The sequence below is a fragment of the Sphingomonas sp. genome (assembly GCF_035714405.1).
Classification (GTDB): domain Bacteria; phylum Pseudomonadota; class Alphaproteobacteria; order Sphingomonadales; family Sphingomonadaceae; genus Sphingomonas.
The window spans coordinates 1-21,584 of the sequence record NZ_DASTMA010000022.1; the positions used below are offsets into that span (position 1 = coordinate 1).

Genomic DNA, 21,584 nt, shown 5'->3' on the forward strand with positions numbered 1-21,584 from the left:
TCCCCCCCCCCCCCCCCCCCCCCCCGTTAGACCGAGAACCGCTCCCGCAGCGCGATCATCGCCAGCGCCGCCTGCGCGGCGCCGCCGCCCTTGTCCAATTGTGCGGGATCCGCGCGTGCCAGCGCTTGCGCCTCGTTCTCCACCGTCAGTACGCCGTTGCCGATCGCCAGCCCGTCGAGCGTCAGCGCCATGATCCCGCGCGCGCTTTCCAGCGACACGACATCGAAGTGAAAGGTCTCGCCCCGGATCACCACGCCCAGCGCGACGAAGCCGTCATACCGCCCCGTCTCCGCCGCCAGCGCGATCGCGCCGGGCAGCTCCAGCGCGCCGGGCACCGTAACCACCTCGGCGGTATGCCCCGCTGCCTCCACCGCCGCCCGCGCGCCGGCGACCAGCAGGTCGTTCAGATGATCGTAGAACCGCGCCTCGGCGATCAGGATACGGGCCATGTCTGCTCCTGCAAAATCCTCCCCGTTCACGGGGAGGGGGACCACTCGCGCATCGCGCGAGTGGTGGAGGGGGTTCTCCGCACGCGATACACCCGATGGAGAGCACCCTCCGTGACGCGCTACGCTTGCGCCACTCCCCCGTAAACGGGAGGATCAGGTCTCTGCCGCCACGCTAGGTGATCGCGCGCTCGCCGACGATGCTCAACCCATACCCCTCCAGCCCCACCAGCGTGTGGTGGGTGTTGGTCAGCAGCACCATCTCCTCGACCCCCAGCTCGGTCAGGATCATCGCGCCGACGCCATAGTCGCGCAGCTCCTCCATCTCGGCCGCCGGCAGCGTGCCCGCCTTGGCCTGCACCGCCGCGGTCATCCGGTCGGGGCGCGCGCGGTTGATCACCACCACCACGCCCGATCCTTCCTCGCCGATCAGCTCCATCGAACGGTGGAGCAGCTCACCGCGCTCGCTCTCCTCGCCAAAGGTGTCGGCGAAGATCGACAGCGCGTGCATCCGCACCAGCGTCGGCTTGGTCGGATCGATGCGCCCCTTGACCAGCGCGATCTGCTCGGTGCCCGTCGCCTTGTTCCAGAAGGTCAGCGCGGTCCACTCGCCGCCCCAGCGGCTGGTGAACTTCGCCTCGGCGCGCTTCTCGACCAGATGGTCGTAGCGGCGGCGATAGGCGATCAGGTCGCGGATCGTGCCGATCTTGAGCGCGTGATGCTGCGCGAAGGCGACCAAGTCGTCCATCCGCGCCATCGTCCCATCCTCGTTCATGATCTCGCAGATCACGCCCGAGGGGTTCAATCCGGCCAGCCGCGACACGTCCACCGCCGCCTCGGTATGGCCGGTGCGCACCAGCACGCCGCCGTCGCGCGCGACCAGCGGAAAGACATGGCCGGGCGTGACGATCTCGTCGCGGCCCTTGCCGCCGTCGATGGCCACCGCGATCGTGCGCGCGCGGTCGGCGGCGGAGATGCCCGTCGTCACCCCCTCGCGCGCCTCGATGCTGGTCGTGAACGCGGTCTCGTATTGCGTGCCGTTGTTGCGGCTCATCAGGTCGAGGCCGAGCTCGTCCACCCGCTTCTTGGTCAGCGCCAGGCAGATCAGCCCGCGGCCGTGCTTGGCCATGAAGTTGATCTTTTCCGGCGTCGCCATCTGCGCCGGGATCACCAGGTCGCCCTCGTTCTCGCGGTCCTCGTCGTCGACCAGGATGAACATCCGCCCGTTGCGCGCCTCGTCGATGATCTCCTCGGGGCTCGACAGGAAAGCATGGCGAAGCCGCGCCAGTTCAGCCCGCTTTTGCACGATAAGCCTCCATCCGTTGCAGGTAGCGGGCGAGCACGTCGATCTCGATATTGACCGCCTGCCCCGTCTCCATCTCACCCAATGTGGTGTGCGCCTGCGTATGCGGGATGACGTTGACGGAGAAATGTGTGTCGCGCTCGTCGCGTACGTCGTTGACTGTCAGCGACACGCCGTCGATCGTGATCGAGCCCTTGGGAGCGATGAACGGCGCCAGCTCGGCCCCGAGCCGCAGGCCGATGCGCTTCGAATCGCCGTCCGCGCGGACATCGATCACCGCCGCGACGCCGTCGACATGACCGGTCACGATATGCCCGCCCAACTCGTCGCCGACCTTCAATGCGCGTTCCAGGTTGAGCCGCTTGCCTTCAGTCCATTGCCCCTGCGCGGTGCGGCTCAGCGTCTCGCCCGACACGTCGACCGCGAACCACCCCGTGCCCTTGTCGACCACGGTCAGGCACACGCCGGAGCACGCGATCGAGGCGCCGAGATCGACCGTCGCGGTGTCATAGGCGGTCCCGACGACGACGCGCGTGTCGCCGCGCATCTCCACCGAGCGGATTTGGCCTATGTCGGAGACGATACCGGTGAACATCGGGTGCGCCTGTAAACCTCCAGCAGGTCCACGCCAAGCGCGCGCGCATCATCGCGACGCCAGCGCCCATGCGCATCGCCGAGCGTGGCCAGCCCGATGTCCGCGAGCCCCGGCAGACCACCGCCGATCAGCACCGGCGCGCGGTACAGGAGGAGCCGGTCGACCAGATCCACGCGCAGGAACGCGGCCGCCGTCCGGGCTCCGCCTTCGACGAGGACATGGTCACCCGGCAAGGCGCTGATCTCAGCCGGCGATCCGATCCACGATACGTCGTCACCCTGGGTCGAGCCCGAGGCGACGGGAGGGCCGGCACGAGTCGACAGGACGACCCGCGTCGGCGACCGCCCCTCCAGCCCTGCCAATCGCACATCCAATGCCGGCCGGTCCGCTTCCCATGTCCCTCGCCCGACCAGGATCGCCTCATGCCGGCTCCGCTCAAGATGCGCGTGCGCCCTGGCTTCAGCACCGGTGATCCACCGCGACTCGCCCGACGCCATGGCAATGCAGCCATCAATCGACATGGCGAGCTTGCAGGTCACAAAGGGCCGCCCGAGCGTTTGACGGGTCAGGAACCCGGCCATGCTCCGCCGCGCCTCTTCGGTCCGCACCCCGACGACGACCTGGATCCCTGCTTCTCGCAACCGCCCCAGCCCGGCGCCGTCGACGCGCGCGTCAGGATCACCCAGCGCCACCACCACGCGCGTCACGCCGGCCGCGATCAGCAGGTCCGCGCAGGCGGGTCCGCGCTGCGACCGGTGCGAACACGGCTCCAGCGTCACATACACCGTAGCGCCGCGCGCCGCCGCGCCGGCCTGCTCCAAGGCCACCGCCTCGGCATGGGGCCGGCCGCCATCCCCGGTCCACCCACGTCCGACGACACGCCCATCGGCGACGATCACGCACCCGACATTGGGATTAGGCGAAGTCCGTCCGCGCCCACGCTCGCCCAAGGCCAGGGCGGCACTCATCCAGCGATGGTCTCGATCGGCGGTCATCACCTAACCGCTACCGCCCTCGACCCGCGCAGTCATGCTGAACTTGTTTCAGCATCCATGCGCGACGAGAACGTGGATCGCGGCGAAGGATTGCTGCCCCCGGGCAACGCAACCCTTCCCGATGAAAGTCGGGCTCAGCCGCCAAAAGGCGGATACGAAACGCCACGGCAAAGCCGCGTCGTCGACCCTTGGCTGTGCCAAGGCCGGCCGGCTTTGCTCGTCTCGCGTACAGCTTCGCTGTCCGCGTGCGCGCTACAGCCCCCAAGCCTTCAGCTTGTCGTCGATCTTCTTGAAGCTCTGGCGCTTCTCTTCCTCCAGGCGCTTCTGCTCGCCGATGCGCCGGGTCTGCTCGATGCCGTCGATCTTCTGCTGGGCGATGATCTCCGCGTCGGTGCGGTCGAGCCGCCATTGCTGCACATAGACGATGTCGCGCCTGTACTCCTGCTCGGCATAGCTTTCGACATAGAACGCCCACAGCGTCACCGCCGCAATCGCGATCGACAGCGCCAGGAACAGCAGCTGATGCGGCTCACGCAGCTTGCCGAAGAAGTAGCGGACGTCGCCCCAGGCGCTGCCCGGCTGGATTTTGTGGAGCTTCATGGCTTCCGAGATAGGACGTGGGCCGCCGGACTGCAAAGCCCTCTCCCGCTATCGCGGAGGAGGAGCCGCAACGCGGCGGAAGCGGAGGGTCTTCTTGGCCGACCTTCGCCGCGGCAAAGCCGCGTCAAACGGGTTGGCTTCGCTACCCGCTCGCCGAGCTTGACGGTCTCGCGCGCAGCTACGCTGTTCGCGTGCCGCCAACGCTATTCCTCCATCCGGAACCGCACCGTCATCGTCCGCCAGCTTTCATATGGTACACCGTCGCGTGTCGCGGGCTTGAACCGCCACTTGCCGAGCGCGCGCTGCTCGGTCACCCGCCAGAACGCCTCGCTGGGACTGGCGACGCGCTGCACCTCGCGCACTCGCCCGTCGACACCGATCAGCACCCGTACTGTTACCACCCCTTCATTGCCCGCGCGCCGCTCCTCCGCCGGATAGACCGGCTGGAAATCGCGCAGGTAGCGCGGGTCGACACCGGCTTCCGTCAGCACCGCCGGCGCCGGTTTGGGCGGCTCGACCATCACCGTCCCGGCGCCGCTGCCCAGGCCGTCGCCGGTGCCGAGCGTCACCGGTGGGCCGGGGTCCGGCTGCACCATGAAGGGCTCCTCCACCTTGGTCGGCACAGTGGTGATCGGCTGATCGACCCGCTGCGGCGCGGTCTTGACCTCCACCTTCGGCTTGACCTCCGGGACAGGCGGTGGCGGTGGCGGTGGGACGGTATAGGTGATGAGCGGTTTGTCGCGCTCGATCACCTCCACCACCGTGTTGCCCAGCATCGCCGCGGCGATCAGCCCGCCGACAATGCTCACCGACAGGCTCAGACTGCGCCCGTCTGCCTTTTGGGGCTGATAGCGATCCGCATGCATCAAAGCTCTCCTCGTTAGAGTGCTCACCAGTCGGATCTACGACCGACTCTGTGTGATGTTACACTATAACATGCAATGAGCAAGAGAGTTTGTGCGAGACGACTCCGCTACCTTCCGGAAAGCCGCGCGATCGTCCGCTCCCGACCGATCAACGGCAGCAACGCCGCCATATCGGGGCCATGGTCCAGCCCGGTCAGCGCCTGGCGCAGCGGCAGAAACAACGCCTTGCCCTTGCGGCCGGTACGCGTCTTCAACGCTCCGGTCAGCGCTTGCCAAGGGTCGTCGGACCAGCTCATCGTCACCGCGACCTCTGCCGCCTCGGCCAGATAGGGCCGGTCCTCTTCCGCCACGGTGACCGCAATCGGCCCCTCGATCACGGCCCACCACCGCGCCGCGTCCTCGACCCGCTCCAGATTGGGCCGCACCGCGTTCCATGCCGCGGCATCCATCCCCGCCGGCAGCCGGTCCGCGACGGTTTCGAAGGGAAGCTGATGAACGAGGCGCGCATTGACCTGCTGCAGCTCCGCCTCGTCGAATTGCGCCGGCGCCCGCCCGAATCTCGCAAAGTCGAAACTCTCGATCAACGGCTCGACCTCTGCAAACGCCTCGACCGGATCGCTGGTCCCCAGCCGCGCCAGCAACGCTCTCAGCGCGGCGGGCTCGATGCCGATCTCGCGGAAGTGATCCACGCCCAGCGACCCTAGCCGCTTCGACAATTTGCCCTCGGTTCCGGTCAGCAACGCGGTATGCGCGAAGCGCGGCGCCGCGCCGCCCATCGCCTCGAACATCTGCAGCTGCAGCGCGGTGTTGGAGACATGGTCCTCGCCGCGCACCACATGCGTCACGCCCAGCTCCAGGTCGTCGATCGCGCTGGGCAGCATGTACAGCCACGATCCGTCGGCGCGGCGCACGACCGGGTCGCTCATCGTCGCCGGATCGAGCTGTTGAACACCGCGCACCAGATCTTCCCACATGAGCGGCCGATCATGATCAAGCTTGAAGCGCCAGTGCGGCCGCGTCCCGTCCGCCTCCAGCCGCGCCCGCTCCGCGTCGCTCAACCGGAGCGCGGCGCGGTCGTAGATCGGCGGCAGGCCGCGCCCGAGCAGGATCTTGCGCTTGAGGTCCAGTTCCTGCGCGGTCTCATAGGCGGGATAGACGCGCCCCGCCTTCACCAGGGCCTGAAGCCGGGCGTCGTAGCGGTCGAACCGCTCCGACTGACGCACCTCCGCGTCCGGCGTGATCCCGAACCAAGCCAGGTCGTCCCGGATCGCATCGACATACCGCTCCTCCGATCGTTCGGCATCGGTGTCGTCGATGCGCAGCAGGAACCGGCCGCCTTCCCGACGCGCGAACAACCAGTTGCGCAACGCCTGCTGCAGGTTGCCGACATGGAGCCGACCGGTGGGCGAGGGGGCGAAGCGGGTGGTGACGACGGGTTCGGGGGTCATGCCGCGCTCGCTAAGCCCTCAAGCATAGGCGCGCCAGAAGAACACGGCGGTGGTCGCGCCCGTCACCATCAACGTCCACAGCCGCACCGCGTCCGCCGGCAGCCGCTTGCCCAGCTTCGCCCCCGCCCAGCCGCCCAGCATCGCGCCGAGCAGCATGGGCACGCACGCCGCCCAGCGAACCAGCCCGAAGCCGACGAACACCACCGCGGCGGCCAGGTTGGCGATGCCCAGCATCGTCACCCGCGGCGCGAACAGAGCGCGTGGGGAAACGCCGGCGAGCAGCCCGTACACCGCCGTCGTCATCAACCCGACGCCGCCGCCGAAATAGCCGCCATAGACGCCCAACAGCACCTGCGCGCCGATCAGTGTCGGCCGCCCTATCGTGACGCGTGCATGCAGCCAGTCGGCGGCGTGCTTGCCGAACGCGATCACCACGAAGGCGAACAGCAGCAGCCACGGGATGATCAGGTCGAACGCCCGCGTCGGCGTCGCGACCAGCAACAGGCTCCCCGCCAGCGCGGCGACGAAGGTGACTGCCGCGAGCAGCCGCCACCCGACCCCGCCGACCGGGCCGAGCTCGTCCCGGAACGCCCAGGCGCTGGTCGCAGCACCCGGCAGCAGCGCGACATTGGAAGTCGCGTTGGCCACGTTGGCGGGGAGGCCCAGCGCGATCAAGGCCGGCAGCGTCGCGAAAGTGCCGCCGCCCGCCAGCGCGTTCATCGCCCCGCCGACCGCACCGGCGGCAAAGGGCAGCAACAGCGCGGCTGGCGACATCGGACGGGCCTCTCGCAATGGCCACGTCAGCGAGGCACATCAGACCGGTGCCCGATCAGGACCGACCGTGCAATCGCGCAGCGCGCTCAGCCGGCTTTCAGCACCTCCTGCCGGACGAGGGAACCGTTCGCCTGGGCCACCGCCTGATTAGCGGCGGCGACCTGATCGAGCACGGCGCCGCCGAGCTTGTCCGTGCCCTTCTTCGCCGCTTCCATCGACACCTTCATGGCCGCATCGCGCCAGCCCACCGACGCCTTGAGGTGCGTCAGCTCCTCCCAGACGTCATCCACTTTACCGGCGACCTTGCTCGCATCCATGCCTGCGCCGAGCCCGCCGGTGACCAGCTTCATCACGCCCGCCTTGGCCACGTCGCTGCCCGACTTGCCCTCTGCGACGGCGCCCATCATCTCGAAGGTGGAATCCATCACGCAACCCATGCCGATCAGCACGCCTTTCGCGGCGCCGGTCGCCTTGGCCGCGCCGGCGACGGAGCCCCAGCCGGCCATGATGAGGCTGCTCGCCCCGGAGACCAGCGCGGAGCCGACATTGCCGGTGTCCTGATATTTGCCGATCGCAGCACCGCTGGCCGAGAACAGCGTGGCGCCGAGCACCCAGCTGCCGCCGACCGGCACCGCAACGACCGCGATCGCCGCAAAGCCCGTGTCGCGGGCGAGTTGTGCCGCGCCGACCGCCTTTTCGGCCCACCAGTCAAAGCTCTTGGCGGATGCCTCCGCGGTCGCGAACAGCTCGTCGCGCTTCTTGCGGTATCCCACCGTCTGGTTGCGCAGCGTCACGAGCAGACCCTGCCCCTGCCGATAGTCCTTCTGGATCGTCTGCACGACGAGAGGCACCGTGCTGTTGATGAACGCCTGCTTGGCCTTGCGCACCGCGGCGTGGTTGAACTCGACCGTTTTGACCGAGCCGAGCAGGTTCGACTCCTTGCCGGACTTCGCGTTCTGCGTGAACGCGCGCAGATAGGCGTGCGCGCCGACGATATTGCTCACCCGCTCCCAGTCGACCAGATAGGACTGCCCCAGATTGTCCTTGCCCCGCGTAAACGCCATCGCTTGCCCCCCTCATATGCCCGACTCGGTCTGCGACGCATTTTCTTGTCGGACTGCGGCAGGGTGCAGCGGGCGACCAGAGTGGTGAGGCAAGGAAGCGACGGCCGCGCGACGAGCGCGCAATCCGGGCTTCAGGCCAGCGCCGCCATCTTCGCCTCCGCTTGGCGGTCCAGCTCCGCGCGGCTCTTCTTCTCCGCCGCGGTCTTGAGCTGCCCGCAGGCGGCGTCGATGTCGCGGCCGCGTGGGGTGCGGGTGGGGGCGGAGATGCCGGACTGGAAGATGATGTTGGAAAACGCCCTGATCCGCTCGGGGGTCGAGCATTCATAGGGCGCGCCGGGCCAGGGATTGAAGGGGATCAGGTTGACCTTGGCCGGCAGATCATAGTGGCGGATCAGCCGGACCAGCTCGCGCGCGTCCTCGTCCGAATCGTTCTTGTCGCGGAGCATGACGTATTCAAAGGTGATCCGCCGGGCATTGTTGGCGCCGGGATAGTCGGCGCAGGCCTGTAGCAGCTCCTCGATGCCGTATTTGCGGTTGAGCGGCACGATCTCGTCGCGCACCTCCTTGGTCACAGCGTGCAGCGAAACGGCGAGGTTGACGCCGATCTCCTCGCCGGCGCGCGCCATCATCGGCACCACGCCCGACGTGCTGAGCGTGATGCGGCGCTTGGACAGTGCCAGCCCGTCGCCGTCCATCACCAGCTTGAGCGCGTCGCGGACATTGTCGAAATTATAGAGCGGCTCGCCCATGCCCATCATGACGATGTTGGTAAGCATCCGCCCCTCGGGCTGGCTCGGCCATTCGCCCAGCGCATCACGCGCGAGCATGACCTGGCCGACGATCTCGCCGGCGGTCAGATTGCGGACCAGCCGCATGGTGCCGGTGTGACAGAAGCGGCAGTTGAGCGTACAGCCGACCTGGCTCGACACGCACAGCGTGCCGCGATCGGCGTCGGGGATGAACACCGCCTCGTAATCCTGGCCGTCCGGCGAGCGCAGCAGCCATTTCCGGGTGCCGTCGGTCGAGACCTGCGCCTCGACCACCTCCGGCCGGCCGATCGCGAACCGCTCCGCCAGCCAGGGATGCTGCGTCTTGCTGATGTCGGTCATCTGCGCGAACGCGGTCGCGCCGCGATTGTACAGCCAGTGCCAGATCTGCTTGCCGCGCAGTTTTGCCTGCCGCGCGTCGAGCCCTGCGTCCGCCAGCGCAATGCGGAGCTGGTCCTTGGACAGCCCGATGAGGTCGACGCGGCCGTCGGGACGCACGAACGGCGCCCGCGCCACCGGCACGGGATCGATGTGCCCCGGAATGGGCATGAGGGCAGCCGGCGCTGTGAGCATGGCGTACATATAGCGGAACCGGCTCCAACTTTCCAGCGATGCGGGAAGGCTGCGAAGTTGTCGAAGTTGCCGTTATCGCGCTTGATCTTCGCTCCTCCGATCTTCCCCGGCGAGGCCGGGGCCCAGACACGATGATCCGACGACGTCGGTTCTCTTTTCCGGCGCCGCCGACTGGGCCCCGGCGACCGCCGGGGAGGTTGAGTGTCGAACCGCCGCGACGAAGATCGCAGGCGAAACGCATGTAGGACAGCGTTAAATCGCCTGCCCCGCCGCCCAGCCGCTCGCCCACGCCCATTGGAAATTATAGCCGCCCAGCCAGCCGGTCACGTCCACCGCCTCGCCGATGACGTGCAGGCCGGGCAGGTGCCTGGCGCTCATGTCCTTTTGCGACAGGCCGGCGGTGGCGACCCCGCCGACCGTCACCTCCGCCTTGGCGAAGCCCTCGCTGCCGTTGGGGCGGAAGGACCAGGCGCGCAGCCGCGCTTCCCACTCGCTCAGCACCGCGTCACGGGTGTCCGCCAGCCGCTCGCCGGCGCCGAGCTGTTCGGCCAGCGTCGCTGCCAGTCGGTCCGGCACAGCCTCGCCCAGCAGCTTGCGCAGCGACGCGCGTGGCGCGACGCGCTTAGCGGCGAGGAGCCACCCCTTGTCGCGCCCGGGCAGGAAGTCGATCGCGACCGCCTCGCCATGACGCCAGTAGGAGGAGACCTGGAGGATGGCTGGCCCCGACAGCCCGCGATGAGTGAATAGCGCAGCTTCGGCAAACGCCGCCGTGCCGCAGCGCGCCACCACGGGTGCCGCGACGCCGGCGAGTTCGCGGAATAGCGCCTCCCCCGGCGGCAGCGTCAGCGGCACCAGCGCGGGGCGGGGCTCCACCACCTTGAGCCCGAAGCGCCGCGCCAGGTCATAGGCGAAGCCGGTGGCGCCGAGCTTGGGGATGGACGGGCCACCGGTCGCGATCACCAGCTTCATCGCCGCATAACGACCGCGGTCGGTGGTCACCGCGAACATTCCGTCTGCATGATCGACATCCCGGATCGCCTCGCCCAGCCGCAGCGTGACGTCGCCGGCGTCGCATTCGTCGAGCAGCATGCGCACGATCTGCCGCGCCGAGCCGTCGCAGAACAGCTGATCCAGCGTCTTCTCGTGCCAGGCGATGCCGTGCCGCTCGACCAGATCGAGGAAATCCCGCGGCGTGTAGCGTCCGAGCGCGGAGCGCGCGAAATGCGGATTGGCGGAGACGTAGCGCTCGGGCGCGGACTGACGGTTGGTGAAGTTGCAGCGGCCGCCGCCCGAGATGACGATCTTGCGACCGGGTTCGGGACTGTGGTCGATCAGGAGCACGCGCCGCCCGCGCTGCCCGGCGACGGCGGCGCACATCAAGCCGGCGCCGCCCGCGCCCAGGATGATCGCGTCATAGGTCATGCGCGCCGTCCATCGACCCTCCCCGGCGAACGCCGGGGCCCAGATGCGATCATCCTACCAGCCGCGGAGCTTGCACCCGGCGCGGCCGACTGGGCCCCGGCTTCCGCCGGGAAGGGTGTACGGCAGTCCAATCAGCTACCGAGACGCGCTGCACACGCCAACGCCGCCGCGTCGATTGCGGTGGCCGCGCCCGCCAGCGCATAGGTGTCAGCAAACGGCCGTCCGCCCTCGCCCACCGCCTCCACGCTCATCGACCGGCCCGAGCGCAGGGCGGCGACGATCGCGCGGTCGCTGGGCGCGTCGGCGGCCCAGGCGTCGGCGGTGTTCGCGACCAGCGTGAAGCGGCGCTCGCCGACGGTCAGCGTCACGCCGGCGGAGCGATCGCGAGCGCGGCTGAGACGGATGTGGAGCGAGTTGCGCAAGCCCCGTCCCGGCCAGGTGGCGACGCTCGCATGACCGGTGGAGCGGCCACCGGCGACGATCGGGCGGGCAATGGCGAAGCAGCGGCGCGGCTCCGCGTCGCGGAAGGCGCCCCAGCCGCCGTGGACGCCGATCGCCTCGCGCCCCACCACGGCCGCCAGCAACAGCGCGAGCATCACGCCGGCGCGTGTCCCGTACCGAGATGCGGCACCGTTTCGCGCCCACCATCGACCAGAACGATCGACCCCTGCGGCAATCCCGGCGCGAACGGTGCGGCGAACTCGGGATGCACGTCCGCCCCCGTCATCAGCCCGCGCAGCACACGGCTGGAGATGCCGTGGGAGATCACCAGCCGGTCGCCCTCGTCGTCATCGGTATCGGCGAGCCAGCCGCCGACGCGCGCGGCGATGGACGCGTAATCCTCGCCATCGGGAGCGGGACGGAGCAGTCCCTCGGCGGTAATCACCGGCCCCACCTCGCCGATCACGTCGGCATAATAGCGACCGCCCCACGCGCCCATGCCGATCTCGACCAGCCGGTCGTCGGTCCGCGCTGCGTGCCAGTCGAGTTCCAGATGCTCCGCGATCACCGCCAGCGTCTGCAGCGCGCGCCCGGCGGACGACGACCACAGCGTCAACGCCGGCCTCGGCCCGAGCAGTTGGCGCAGCGCCCGCCCCATCTCGTCCGCCTGCGCAAAGCCGGCGCGGGTCAGCGGCGTGTGCGGGTGATCGCCCTGCAACCGGCGGCCTGCGTTGAACACCGTCTCGCCATGCCGCGCGATGAAGTCGCGGCCTCGTCGATTGGAAACCATGGCCTCCGTTCAACCCCCTGTGGCGCAATTGCAACGGTTTTTGCGGTTTAGCTGAGGTTCATGAAACGGGATCGGCGCCCATGCGCTTGGCCCGCCTTCCCGCAACGACGGGGAGTAAGATATTGGAGTCGCACAATGAATAAGTTTACTCTGGCCCTGCTCGTCACCGGCACCGCGCTGGCCGCCACCCCTGCCCTGGCGCAGGACGCCCCCACCACCAACCCCGTCTTCACCGGCCCGCGCGTTGCGGTGCTCGGCGGCTATGACGCGATCCGTCCCGGCAGCAGCGTCGATTCCGACCTGGACGGCGATGACCAGACGGTCGACGGTTTCCTCTACGGCGGCGAAATCGGCTATGACTTCGCGGCCGGCGGCGCGCTGATTGGCATCGAGGGCGAGATCACCGATTCGACCGGCAAGGTCAGCGTCGATTCGTCGGACCCCGACTTCTTCGGCTTCGGTCGTGTCGCCACCGACCGCGACCTGTATGCCGGCCTGCGCGCGGGCATCCTCGCCAGCCCACGGACGCTGATCTATGCCAAGGGCGGCTACACCAACGCCAAGCTGAAGGTCGTCGCTTCGGACGGCACGAGCAGCGAGAACGCCAGCTTCAAGCTCGACGGCTACCGCGTCGGTGCCGGTGTCGAGCATGCGATTGGCAACAGCTTCCTGTCGAACGGCTTCATCAAGCTGGAATACCGCTATTCCAACTATGGCGACGCCAAGTTCTCGTACGCCGGGACCGCGGGTTCGTTCGACATCGACACCGACCGGCATCAGGTCGTCGCGGGCGTGGGGATCCGCTTCTGATGCGAGCGTCCTGCGCTAGCGCAAGCTAGCGCAGGACTCGCTGCGGCGGGCAGCGGAGCCGCGTAGCGGTTCCGCCTGACGGCGCAGCGGAAGCTATCCACAACATAGGAGGGGCCGGCCGCTTGTGCCGGCCCCTTCGACCCGGCTAGAACGCCCATCGAATTGCCCCCGGAACGAGTGCGGGGCCCCGGGGGGTTTGGAATGAAGGCGACGATCGAACGCGCGACGCTGCTCAAGGGGCTGAGCCACGTCCAATCGGTGGTGGAACGGCGCAACACCATCCCCATCCTTTCCAACGTGCTGCTCGAGGCTACCGCAGAGGGCGTGCTGCGGCTGATGGCGACCGATCTCGACCTGCAGATCAACGAACAGGTCGCCGCCGCGGTCGATCAGCCGGGCGCGATCACCGTGTCGGCGCACACGCTGTTCGACATCGCGCGCAAGCTGCCCGAGGGCTCGCAGGTCTCGCTCGCCGCCGCCGAGGGGCGGATGACGATCGTCGCGGGCCGCGCGCGGTTCAGCCTGGCGACGCTGCCGCGCGACGACTTCCCGGTCATCGCCGAGGGCGAGTTGCCGACGCGGTTCGAGCTGCCGGCCGAGACGCTGAAGCAGATCATCGACAAGACCCGTTTCGCGATCTCCACCGAGGAGACGCGCTATTATTTGAACGGCATCTTCCTCCATGCCAGCGACGACGGCGGCAAGCCCGTGCTGAAGGCGGCGGCGACCGACGGCCACCGGCTGGCGCGCGTCACGGTCGCGCGGCCCGACGGTGCGGAGGGGATGCCCGACGTCATCGTGCCGCGCAAATGCGTGGGCGAGCTGCGCAAGCTGCTCGACGAGGTCGACGGTTCGGTCGGCGTGTCGCTGTCGGGCTCGAAGATCCGCTTCGACCTGGGCCAGGCGATCCTCACCTCCAAGCTGATCGACGGCACCTTTCCGGACTATTCGCGCGTGATCCCGACCGGCAACGACAAGATCCTCAGGATCGACCCGTCGAGCTTCATGGAAGGGGTCGACCGCGTCTCCACCATCGCGACCGAGAAGACCCGCGCGGTCAAGATGGCGCTCGACCGCGACAAGATAACGCTGTCGGTGACGAGCCCCGAGAACGGCACCGCGGCGGAGGAAGTGCCCGGCGAATATGCCGCGCAGGGCTTCGAGATCGGCTTCAACAGCCGCTATCTGATGGACATCCTGGGCCAGATCGACGGCGACATCGTCGAGGTCCACCTCGCCGACGCCGCCGCGCCGACGCTGATCCGGGAGAACGACAAGGCGTCTGCGCTGTATGTGCTGATGCCGATGCGGGTGTGAGCTGACGGTCGGTTCGTTGGCGTTGGTAAGGATAATCCTTACCTTTGGCGGATGATCTACAGCCGAGTGACCGCAAAGGCGCAAACGACGATCCCTCGCGCGGTGCGCGCCGCGCTGGCGCTCGAGCCGGGCGATGACGTCTCCTATGAAATCGACGGCGGCAAGGTGATCCTGCGTCGAGTCGACAAGGCGATGGACCCGTTCGAGAACCCCTTCGCGCTGTCCACCGAAGGGGCGAGCGAAGCCGACTGTAAAGCTTACGACAATCTTTGATTTCGGTGACCTCGTCTGGGTACCGGTCCCCTTTGTCGAGGCGCTGCGTCTTCGCCACCGCCCGGCGGTGATTGTCGGCCGACCGTGGCAAGGCGACGAGTTTCGCCTGTACCGGGCGGTGATGGTGACCAGCTCCGACAACGCCGGTTGGCCCGACGACACACCGATCGGCGATCATTATCGCGCCGCCGGTCTGCCCAACCCATCGATCGTCCGGCCGGCGAAGATTGTCAGCGTCGCCGAGAACACGGCCAGCCGGCTAGGACGGCTGCCCGAACCTATCGTCACCCGCGTCCGTGCCGCCATGGATCAAGTAGCCGAGGCTTGACCCACGCGACTTACTTCGTTACTAACATTAGTGTCAGTAAGGAGCCCTCGCATGGCCAAGATGCCTCCGTTCCCCGGCACGACCGGGCGTCGCGACTGGAAGGCGGCATTCGTCGCGATCCGCAAGCTGCTCGCCAATGGCGACGACACCGAGCAGGTGTTCCGCATCATGCGCGCGCTCAACGTCGGCTCCGGCGAGCGTGGCTATTCGCGGATGATCGCGACTTCCGACGGCGGGCGGATGGCATGCGAGCAGGTCGAACTGGCCAAGCGCTTCACCGACCGCGCCTGGGTCAACTCGTTTGCGCCGGGCACCGTGGGTGCCGCTTATCGCCACTTCCTGGAGACCACGGGCTACTCCGCCGACGGATTGGTCGAGGTCAGCCGCGTCAACCCGATCGAGGACATGGCGCATCCTTACGCCTGGTACGGCCGCCGCAGCCGCGACGTGCACGACATCTGGCATGTGCTGACCGGCTACAAGGCGGACGAGAGCCTGGGCGAGGCGGCGCTGGTCGCGTTCTCCTATGCGCAGCTGAGCGGGCTCGGCTGGGCGCTGATTGCGTCCGCGGCGTCGCTGAAGAGCGTCAGGGTCACCGGCAACGGCCTGTTCGCCAAGGCCGTGTGGGAAGGCTATCGCCATGGTCGCAAGGCCAAGTGGCTGATCGGCGAGGACTATGAGAAGCTGATGCACGAGCCGCTCGACGCAGCGAGGCTGCGGCTGAACATCGCCGATCCGGTGCTGTACAAGAAGGCCCAACGTGAGTTGGGGCCGGAGATGGCGTCGTATCTCAGTGCGCAGAAGCAGGCCGCGCAGCCCGAGCCGCAGAAGCTCGCCGCCTAGCCCTATCCCCGCTAGGGCGGGCGCGATGCTGTCGCGCCTGGTCCTCACCGACTATCGCAACCACCCCACGCTGAGCCTCGCGCCCGGCGCGGGACTGGTCGTGCTGACCGGCGAGAACGGCGCGGGCAAGACCAATGTGCTGGAGGCGGTGTCGCTGCTCGCGCCTGGACGGGGCCTGCGCCGCGCCAATCTCGGCCAGATCGCACGCGCCGATGGGCCTGGCGGGTTCGGGGTCGCCGCTACACTGACGGACGCGGTCGAGATCGCCACCGGTACGCGCGCCGACTCGCCCGAGCGCCGCGTGCTGCGCGTCCAGGGTGCCGCTGCCGCCACGACGGTGCTCGCCGAGTGGCTGAGCGTCTTGTGGCTCACCCCGGCGATGGACCGGCTGTTCGTCGAGTCGGCGGGCGGGCGGCGGCGCTTTCTCGATCGGCTGGTGCTCGCGCTCGCGCCGGGTCACGCCCACCATGCGCTGCGCTACGATGCGGCGATGCGCGCGCGCAACCGGCTGCTCGGTGACCTGCGCAGCGCCGATCCGGCCTGGCTGTCGGCGTTGGAGGCGCAATTGGCCGAACACGGCGCGGCGATCGACGTCGCGCGGCGGGACACGGTGACGCTGCTCGACCTGGCGCTCGCGGATGCCCCGCCCGGCCCCTTCGCGCGCGCGCGTTTGCGGCTGGAGGGATGGGAGGGCGACGACGCGCCGCTCATCGACGCGCTGCGACAAGGCCGCGCCCGGGACGCGGCGGCCGGACGGACGCTGGCCGGGCCGCACCGCAGCGACCTGATCGTCACCCACCGCGACAAGGATCAATCGGCGGCGCTGGCATCCACGGGCGAGCAGAAGGCGCTGCTGCTCGGCATCGTGCTCGCCCATGCCGATCTGGTCGCGCAACGCACCGGCGCCAAGCCCGTGCTGCTGCTGGACGAGGTCGCGGCCCATCTTGATCCCCGCCGTCGCGCCGCGCTGTTCGAGCGGCTGGCCGACGGTGGTCAGACCTGGATGACGGGGACGGAGGACGCGCTGTTCGCGGGCATAAACGACGCCACCCGGCTCCGCCTCGGCGACTGAACAGGGCCTTTCGATCGCGATCACGCCGCGTTCAAGCCCGCCACCACAGAACACCGGCATGGCGGGGGCCATGGAGGTGTATATGCGTAAGACCGTTTTCCGAACCGCCGCCGCGCTCGCGACCCTGCTCGCCGCCGGCCCCGCCCTCGCGCAGGCGCGGTGGGACTGGCGCCCGGGCGACTACCGCCTGATCGGCGCGGGCGCCCGCATCCTGTATCCGGAACTGCGCGATAGCGCGCGTGGCCGTGCGTTCGTGATGCGCAACTTCGATTTCAATCGCGACGGCCGTGTGCAGCCGCGTGAAGCCGACGCCGCCAACCGCGCCTTCGCCGACGCCGCCGGTCCGCGCCGGGACCGGTTCGACTGGGACAGCCGCAGCCAGGTCGTGGTGGTCGAGGAACGTGGCGGCAATTGGGATCGCGGCGCGATGCGCGACTATGGCTTTCGCCAGACCGCGCGCGGCGCGACGCTGACCTTGTCCGAGGAGGTGCTGTTCGCCACCGCCAGCGATCGGCTGCGCCCCGGCGCGATCGAGAAGCTGCGCCCGCTCGCCGCCTATCTGAGCGACCAGCGTGGCGTCCGCATCGCGATCGACGGCCACACCGACTCGCGCGGCAGCGACGCGTACAATCAGGACCTGTCCGAACGTCGCGCAGCTGCGGTGCGCGACGCGTTCGACCAAATGGGCGTCACGCGCGCCCGCTTCCAGGTCGCCGGCCATGGCGAGAGCCAGCCCGTCGCCAGCAACGCGACGGCGGCGGGCATGCGCCAGAACCGGCGCGTCGAGGTCACCCTGCTCGGCCGCCGCGCGAACGAGTTCGCGCGCTAGGCTTCCCTCCTGCGTTGATCCTGCCGACACGCCGTTCGTGCTGAGCGGAGGTTGGAGGCTCAACCTACCTTGTTCGGAGCGGCGCCCGGCTGGCTACAGGGTGCCGCTCCGGCTACGCTTTGCCGATGAGAACGGGCGATCAGGCGAGCGGCCGGGCGGAGTGGCGGCGCGGCTGGCCCGTGGTGCTGGCGGCGATGATCGGCGTCGGCACGGGCCCGGGCTTGTTCCAGAACCTGTCGAGCCTGTTCACGCCCGGCATGATCGCCGAGTTCGGCTGGACGCGCGGCCAGATCGCCACCGCCGCCGGCCTGGGTCTCGTCGGTGGGCTCGCAGCGCCGTTCCTCGGCCGCCTCACCGACCGGATCGGCGTCCGCGCGATGATCGTCACGGCGATGCTGCTGCTGGGTGCCGCCTATGCCGGCCTGGCGGTGATGAGCGGGCGGCTGTGGCAATATCAGCTCGCCGTCTTCTGCCTGGCGCTGACGGTGCCGGGGACGGGCGCGCTGGTCTATGGCAAGCTCGTTTCCGCGCGGTTCGTGGCGCATCGTGGGCTGGCGCTGGCGGTGGCGACCTCGGGCCTGTCGATCACCACGCTGCTGCTGCCGCCCGCCATCGCCGCCGCGATTTCGCTGTGGGGCTGGCGCGGCGGCTTCGTCACGCTCGCGATCATGGTCGCAGGCATCGCGTTGCCGCTGGTGCTGCTGGCGATCCGGGAAGCGCCCAGGGACGGGCCGGACCCGGCGCTGGACCCCGATGCCGCTCCCGCTACCGGCATGACCGGCCGCGAGGCGCGGCGCTCGGCGCGGTTCTGGGCGTTGGGGCTGACCGCGTTGTTCATCAACGTCGCCACCAACGGGCTGGTGACGCAGTTGGTGCCGTTCGGACTCGACCGGGGCTTGAGCGCGGGTCAGGCGGCGCTGCTGCTCGCCAGCTTCGGCGCGTCGCAGATCGTCGGTCGCTTCGCCATGGGCTTCCTGGTCGACCGCTTCGCCGCGCCGCCGCTCGCCGCGATCGCGGCGGCGATCTCGGCGGCGGCTTTCGTCGGGCTGCAGCTCGACGCGCCCGGCTTCGCGCTCGCCATGGCGCTGATCTTCGCCGCCGGGCTGATGAACGGCGCCGAGCACGACCTGCTCCCCTATCTCACCGGCAAGCTGTTCGGGTTGAAGAGCTATGGCGAGGTCTATGGCTCGCTGCTGGTGCTGGCGCTGCTCGGGACCGCGACGGGGATCGTCGGCTTCGGCCGGCTGCATGACGCCACTGGTGACTATTCCGTCGCGTTATGGATCGCCGCTGCGGGGCTGGTGGCGGCGGCCGGGCTGTTCCTGACGCTGGGGGGCGCCGACTCGCGCGATTGAGCGGTTTCGCTTCCGATTCGGCCGCCGCGTCCCTATATGCTGGGCATGAGCGACACCTCCCAGAACCAGCCGGACTCCGCCGAAAACCCCAACGCCAACAGCTACGGCGCCTCCTCGATCAAGGTGCTCAAGGGCCTCGACGCGGTGCGCAAGCGGCCGGGCATGTACATCGGCGACACCGACGACGGGTCGGGCCTGCATCACATGGTGTTCGAGGTCAGCGACAACGCGATCGACGAGGCGCTGGCGGGGCATTGCGACCGGATCGACATCCAGCTCAACCCTGATGGCTCCGTGTCGGTGACCGACAACGGCCGCGGCATCCCGACCGGAATCCACGAGGAGGAGGGCGTGTCGGCGGCCGAGGTCATCATGACCCAGCTCCACGCCGGCGGTAAGTTCGACAACACCAACGACGCCAACGCCTACAAGGTGTCCGGCGGGCTGCACGGCGTCGGCGTCTCGGTCGTCAACGCGCTCTCCGAGTGGCTGGACCTGACGATCTGGCGCGACGGCGAAGAGCACCAGATGCGCTTCGCGTTCGGCGACGCGGTGGCGCCACTCAAGCGGGTCGGCGCGTCGGACCGCAAGGGTACGCGCGTCACCTTCCTGCCCTCGCCCGCCACCTTCAAGATCGTCGAGTTCGACTTCGACAAGCTCGAACACCGCTTCCGCGAGCTCGCCTTTCTCAACTCGGGCGTACGCCTGTTCCTGACCGACGCGCGGCATGACGAGCCGAAGACGGTGGAGCTGTTCTACGAGGGCGGGATCGCCGCGTTCGTGAAGTATCTCGACCGCTCGAAGACGCCGCTGTTCCCGGAGCCGATCGCGATCACCGGCCAACGCGACGACATCGGCATCGACGTCGCGCTGGAGTGGAACGACAGCTATTACGAGAACGTCCTCGCCTTTACCAACAACATCCCCCAGCGCGACGGCGGCACCCATATCGCTGCGTTCCGCGCGGCGCTGACGCGGACGCTCAACAACTATGCCGAACGGTCGGGGATGCTGAAGAAGGAGAAGGTCCAGCTCACCGGCGACGACATGCGCGAAGGGCTGACCGCGATCGTCTCCGTCAAGCTGCCCGATCCGAAGTTCTCCTCGCAGACCAAGGACAAGCTGGTCAGCTCCGAGGTGCGCCAGCCGCTGGAGTCGCTGCTCGCCGACAAGATGGCCGAATGGCTGGAGGAGAACCCGCAGAATGCGCGCGCGATCGTCGGCAAGATCATCGACGCCGCCGCCGCGCGGGAGGCCGCCAAGAAGGCGCGCGAGCTGACCCGGCGCAAGGGCGCGATGGACATCGCCTCCCTGCCCGGCAAGCTCGCCGACTGCCAGGAGCGCGATCCGTCCAAGTGCGAACTGTTCCTGGTCGAGGGCGACTCCGCCGGCGGTTCGGCGAAGCAGGGCCGCGACCGCCATTTCCAGGCGATCCTGCCGTTGCGCGGCAAGATCCTGAACACCGAGCGCGCGCGGTTCGACCGGATGATCTCGTCCAAGGAGATCGGCACGCTGATCCAGGCGATGGGCACCAGCATCGGCCGCGACGATTTCAACGCCGACAAGCTGCGCTATCACAAGATCGTCATCATGACCGACGCCGATGTCGACGGCGCGCATATCCGTACGCTGTTGCTGACCTTCTTCTATCGCCAGATGCCCGAGCTGATCACGCGCGGTCACCTCTTCATCGCGCAGCCGCCGCTCTACAAGGCGACCAAGGGTCGGTCGGAGGTGTATCTGAAGGATGATGCCGCGCTCGACGAATATCTGGTCGAGGCGGGGGTCGCGAACACGGTGCTGGAGGCCGTCGGGGGCATGCGGTTCGGCCCAGACCTGCGCGATCTGGTCGATCATGCGCGGCGGATGCGGACGCTGATGCGCTATGTGCCGCGCCGCTACGACGCCGGCATCATCGAGGCGCTGGCGCTGGGCGACGCGCTCGACCCGACGCTCGGCCGGGAGGCGCGCAACGCCCGGGTCCAGTCCGTGACGCGGCAACTCGACGCCGGCGACCAGGACTCGCGCTGGACGGCGCGGCTGACCGAGGACGGCGGCATCCATTTCGAGCGGCTGTGGCGCGGGGTCACCGATCACCACATCGTCGAGGCGAGCTTCCTGATCTCCGCCGAGGCGCGCAAGCTCCACGCGCTCGCCGCCGAACAGGCCGAGGCCTATGCGCATCCGGGCAAGCTGGTGCCGTCCAAGGCGCCGGTGGCGAAACCCGATCCCGACCTGTCGGCGCCGACGGCGGAGGATGATACGCCGACGGATGAGGAGGGCCGGGTCACCACGACCGCGCGGGGCGAGACGCGCGTGTCGCGCCCCTCGCAGCTGCTCGACGCGGTGCTGGCGGCCGGGCGCAAGGGCTTGGCGATCCAGCGTTACAAAGGCTTGGGCGAGATGAACGCCGAACAGCTGTGGGAGACGACGCTCGACCCGTCCAACCGCTCGATGCTGCGCGTGACGACCGAGGACACCGCGATCGCGGACGAGACCTTCTCGCGGCTGATGGGCGAGGTGGTGGAGCCCAGGCGTGAGTTCATCCAGGACAATGCGCTGAACGTCGCCAATCTGGACGTCTGAAATCCTCCCCGTTTACGGGGAGGGGGACCGCTCGCGCTCTTGCGCGAGGGGTGGAGGGGCCAGGCCGCGAACGCATCGCTCGGGGAG

Annotated in this window: 22 protein-coding genes; 9 read left to right on the forward strand and 13 right to left on the reverse strand. The window is 68.7% G+C overall.

Annotated elements, in window-relative coordinates; all coding sequences use genetic code 11:
• Positions 1-26 precede the first annotated feature (26 nt).
• The 13 genes from ribH to VFQ64_RS12900 all read right to left on the reverse strand — a co-directional run bounded on the left by ribH (position 27) and on the right by VFQ64_RS12900 (position 12,084).
• Positions 27-449 (reverse strand): 6,7-dimethyl-8-ribityllumazine synthase, encoded by a 423-nt coding sequence (ribH, locus tag VFQ64_RS12840; RefSeq protein WP_325103732.1) that lies wholly within the window; start codon positions 447-449, stop codon positions 27-29.
• 172 nt (positions 450-621) lie between these two features.
• Positions 622-1,752: a 3,4-dihydroxy-2-butanone-4-phosphate synthase gene (ribB, locus tag VFQ64_RS12845; RefSeq protein ID WP_325103733.1), complete on the reverse strand. Its 1,131-nt coding sequence runs from the start codon at positions 1,750-1,752 to the stop codon at positions 622-624.
• A complete protein-coding gene (locus VFQ64_RS12850) occupies positions 1,736-2,344 on the reverse strand; it encodes a riboflavin synthase (RefSeq protein ID WP_325103734.1) in 609 nt (202 codons plus the stop codon). The genes ribB and VFQ64_RS12850 overlap by 17 nt, the downstream gene beginning before the upstream one ends.
• Positions 2,317-3,339 (reverse strand): bifunctional diaminohydroxyphosphoribosylaminopyrimidine deaminase/5-amino-6-(5-phosphoribosylamino)uracil reductase RibD, encoded by a 1,023-nt coding sequence (gene ribD / locus VFQ64_RS12855; protein WP_325103735.1) that lies wholly within the window; start codon positions 3,337-3,339, stop codon positions 2,317-2,319. Before ribD ends, VFQ64_RS12850 begins: the two co-directional genes overlap by 28 nt.
• A 252-nt stretch (positions 3,340-3,591) precedes the next feature.
• On the reverse strand, positions 3,592-3,939 hold the full coding sequence (locus VFQ64_RS12860) for a hypothetical protein (protein ID WP_325103736.1): 348 nt from the start codon (positions 3,937-3,939) through the stop codon (positions 3,592-3,594).
• 203 nt (positions 3,940-4,142) lie between these two features.
• A complete protein-coding gene (locus VFQ64_RS12865) occupies positions 4,143-4,805 on the reverse strand; it encodes an energy transducer TonB (protein WP_325103737.1) in 663 nt (220 codons plus the stop codon).
• Between the two features lie 107 nt (positions 4,806-4,912).
• Positions 4,913-6,253 (reverse strand): glutamate--tRNA ligase, encoded by a 1,341-nt coding sequence (gltX, locus tag VFQ64_RS12870; protein WP_325103738.1) that lies wholly within the window; start codon positions 6,251-6,253, stop codon positions 4,913-4,915.
• Positions 6,254-6,271: 18 nt separating this feature from the next.
• A complete protein-coding gene (locus VFQ64_RS12875) occupies positions 6,272-7,027 on the reverse strand; it encodes a sulfite exporter TauE/SafE family protein (RefSeq protein WP_325103739.1) in 756 nt (251 codons plus the stop codon).
• 86 nt (positions 7,028-7,113) lie between these two features.
• On the reverse strand, positions 7,114-8,091 hold the full coding sequence (locus VFQ64_RS12880; protein ID WP_325103740.1) for a hypothetical protein: 978 nt from the start codon (positions 8,089-8,091) through the stop codon (positions 7,114-7,116).
• A gap of 131 nt (positions 8,092-8,222) precedes the next feature.
• Entirely contained in the window at positions 8,223-9,431 is a 1,209-nt protein-coding gene (gene rlmN / locus VFQ64_RS12885) for a 23S rRNA (adenine(2503)-C(2))-methyltransferase RlmN (RefSeq protein ID WP_325103741.1), read from the reverse strand.
• A gap of 252 nt (positions 9,432-9,683) precedes the next feature.
• Positions 9,684-10,853: an NAD(P)/FAD-dependent oxidoreductase gene (locus tag VFQ64_RS12890; RefSeq protein WP_325103742.1), complete on the reverse strand. Its 1,170-nt coding sequence runs from the start codon at positions 10,851-10,853 to the stop codon at positions 9,684-9,686.
• A 131-nt stretch (positions 10,854-10,984) separates the two neighbouring features.
• Positions 10,985-11,449 (reverse strand): invasion associated locus B family protein, encoded by a 465-nt coding sequence (locus tag VFQ64_RS12895; protein ID WP_325103743.1) that lies wholly within the window; start codon positions 11,447-11,449, stop codon positions 10,985-10,987.
• Entirely contained in the window at positions 11,449-12,084 is a 636-nt protein-coding gene (locus VFQ64_RS12900; RefSeq protein WP_325103744.1) for a histidine phosphatase family protein, read from the reverse strand. Before VFQ64_RS12900 ends, VFQ64_RS12895 begins: the two co-directional genes overlap by 1 nt.
• Positions 12,085-12,219: 135 nt before the next feature.
• Between VFQ64_RS12900 and VFQ64_RS12905 the strand changes: the two genes are divergently transcribed.
• From VFQ64_RS12905 to gyrB, 9 genes are all read left to right on the forward strand, one after another.
• Positions 12,220-12,894: an outer membrane protein gene (locus VFQ64_RS12905; RefSeq protein ID WP_325103745.1), complete on the forward strand. Its 675-nt coding sequence runs from the start codon at positions 12,220-12,222 to the stop codon at positions 12,892-12,894.
• 201 nt (positions 12,895-13,095) lie between these two features.
• A complete protein-coding gene (dnaN, locus tag VFQ64_RS12910; protein ID WP_325103746.1) occupies positions 13,096-14,211 on the forward strand; it encodes a DNA polymerase III subunit beta in 1,116 nt (371 codons plus the stop codon).
• Between the two features lie 51 nt (positions 14,212-14,262).
• Complete coding sequence (locus tag VFQ64_RS12915; protein WP_325103747.1) at positions 14,263-14,484, forward strand: AbrB/MazE/SpoVT family DNA-binding domain-containing protein; 222 nt, start codon at positions 14,263-14,265, stop codon at positions 14,482-14,484.
• Positions 14,477-14,812, forward strand: a complete 336-nt coding sequence (locus tag VFQ64_RS12920) for a type II toxin-antitoxin system PemK/MazF family toxin (protein ID WP_414712904.1) — start codon at positions 14,477-14,479, stop codon at positions 14,810-14,812. Before VFQ64_RS12915 ends, VFQ64_RS12920 begins: the two co-directional genes overlap by 8 nt.
• Positions 14,813-14,863: 51 nt before the next feature.
• Positions 14,864-15,655 carry a Coq4 family protein gene (locus tag VFQ64_RS12925; protein WP_325103749.1) on the forward strand — a complete coding sequence of 264 codons (792 nt, stop codon included), beginning with the start codon at positions 14,864-14,866 and terminating at the stop codon, positions 15,653-15,655.
• Positions 15,656-15,680: 25 nt separating this feature from the next.
• Positions 15,681-16,727 (forward strand): DNA replication/repair protein RecF, encoded by a 1,047-nt coding sequence (recF, locus tag VFQ64_RS12930; protein WP_325103750.1) that lies wholly within the window; start codon positions 15,681-15,683, stop codon positions 16,725-16,727.
• An 82-nt stretch (positions 16,728-16,809) separates the two neighbouring features.
• Positions 16,810-17,556 carry an OmpA family protein gene (locus VFQ64_RS12935; RefSeq protein WP_325103751.1) on the forward strand — a complete coding sequence of 249 codons (747 nt, stop codon included), beginning with the start codon at positions 16,810-16,812 and terminating at the stop codon, positions 17,554-17,556.
• Between the two features lie 125 nt (positions 17,557-17,681).
• A complete protein-coding gene (locus VFQ64_RS12940) occupies positions 17,682-18,911 on the forward strand; it encodes an MFS transporter (RefSeq protein ID WP_325103752.1) in 1,230 nt (409 codons plus the stop codon).
• A gap of 45 nt (positions 18,912-18,956) precedes the next feature.
• Positions 18,957-21,497 (forward strand): DNA topoisomerase (ATP-hydrolyzing) subunit B, encoded by a 2,541-nt coding sequence (gyrB, locus tag VFQ64_RS12945; RefSeq protein WP_325103753.1) that lies wholly within the window; start codon positions 18,957-18,959, stop codon positions 21,495-21,497.
• Positions 21,498-21,584 lie beyond the last annotated feature (87 nt).

What these genes read in the sequence shown, in the direction of transcription:
- ribH (WP_325103732.1), bottom strand. Translation starts at nt 449, where the DNA reads ATGGCCCGTATCCTGATCGCCGAGGCGCGGTTCTACGATCATCTGAAC.
- VFQ64_RS12850 (WP_325103734.1), bottom strand. Translation starts at nt 2,344, where the DNA reads ATGTTCACCGGTATCGTCTCCGACATAGGCCAAATCCGCTCGGTGGAG.
- ribD (WP_325103735.1), bottom strand. Translation starts at nt 3,339, where the DNA reads ATGACCGCCGATCGAGACCATCGCTGGATGAGTGCCGCCCTGGCCTTG.
- VFQ64_RS12860 (WP_325103736.1), bottom strand. Translation starts at nt 3,939, where the DNA reads ATGAAGCTCCACAAAATCCAGCCGGGCAGCGCCTGGGGCGACGTCCGC.
- VFQ64_RS12865 (WP_325103737.1), bottom strand. Translation starts at nt 4,805, where the DNA reads ATGCATGCGGATCGCTATCAGCCCCAAAAGGCAGACGGGCGCAGTCTG.
- gltX (WP_325103738.1), bottom strand. Translation starts at nt 6,253, where the DNA reads ATGACCCCCGAACCCGTCGTCACCACCCGCTTCGCCCCCTCGCCCACC.
- VFQ64_RS12875 (WP_325103739.1), bottom strand. Translation starts at nt 7,027, where the DNA reads ATGTCGCCAGCCGCGCTGTTGCTGCCCTTTGCCGCCGGTGCGGTCGGC.
- VFQ64_RS12880 (WP_325103740.1), bottom strand. Translation starts at nt 8,091, where the DNA reads ATGGCGTTTACGCGGGGCAAGGACAATCTGGGGCAGTCCTATCTGGTC.
- rlmN (WP_325103741.1), bottom strand. Translation starts at nt 9,431, where the DNA reads ATGCTCACAGCGCCGGCTGCCCTCATGCCCATTCCGGGGCACATCGAT.
- VFQ64_RS12890 (WP_325103742.1), bottom strand. Translation starts at nt 10,853, where the DNA reads ATGACCTATGACGCGATCATCCTGGGCGCGGGCGGCGCCGGCTTGATG.
- VFQ64_RS12895 (WP_325103743.1), bottom strand. Translation starts at nt 11,449, where the DNA reads ATGCTCGCGCTGTTGCTGGCGGCCGTGGTGGGGCGCGAGGCGATCGGC.
- VFQ64_RS12900 (WP_325103744.1), bottom strand. Translation starts at nt 12,084, where the DNA reads ATGGTTTCCAATCGACGAGGCCGCGACTTCATCGCGCGGCATGGCGAG.
- VFQ64_RS12905 (WP_325103745.1), top strand. Translation starts at nt 12,220, where the DNA reads ATGAATAAGTTTACTCTGGCCCTGCTCGTCACCGGCACCGCGCTGGCC.
- dnaN (WP_325103746.1), top strand. Translation starts at nt 13,096, where the DNA reads ATGAAGGCGACGATCGAACGCGCGACGCTGCTCAAGGGGCTGAGCCAC.
- VFQ64_RS12915 (WP_325103747.1), top strand. Translation starts at nt 14,263, where the DNA reads ATGATCTACAGCCGAGTGACCGCAAAGGCGCAAACGACGATCCCTCGC.
- VFQ64_RS12925 (WP_325103749.1), top strand. Translation starts at nt 14,864, where the DNA reads ATGGCCAAGATGCCTCCGTTCCCCGGCACGACCGGGCGTCGCGACTGG.
- recF (WP_325103750.1), top strand. Translation starts at nt 15,681, where the DNA reads ATGCTGTCGCGCCTGGTCCTCACCGACTATCGCAACCACCCCACGCTG.
- VFQ64_RS12935 (WP_325103751.1), top strand. Translation starts at nt 16,810, where the DNA reads ATGCGTAAGACCGTTTTCCGAACCGCCGCCGCGCTCGCGACCCTGCTC.
- VFQ64_RS12940 (WP_325103752.1), top strand. Translation starts at nt 17,682, where the DNA reads ATGAGAACGGGCGATCAGGCGAGCGGCCGGGCGGAGTGGCGGCGCGGC.
- gyrB (WP_325103753.1), top strand. Translation starts at nt 18,957, where the DNA reads ATGAGCGACACCTCCCAGAACCAGCCGGACTCCGCCGAAAACCCCAAC.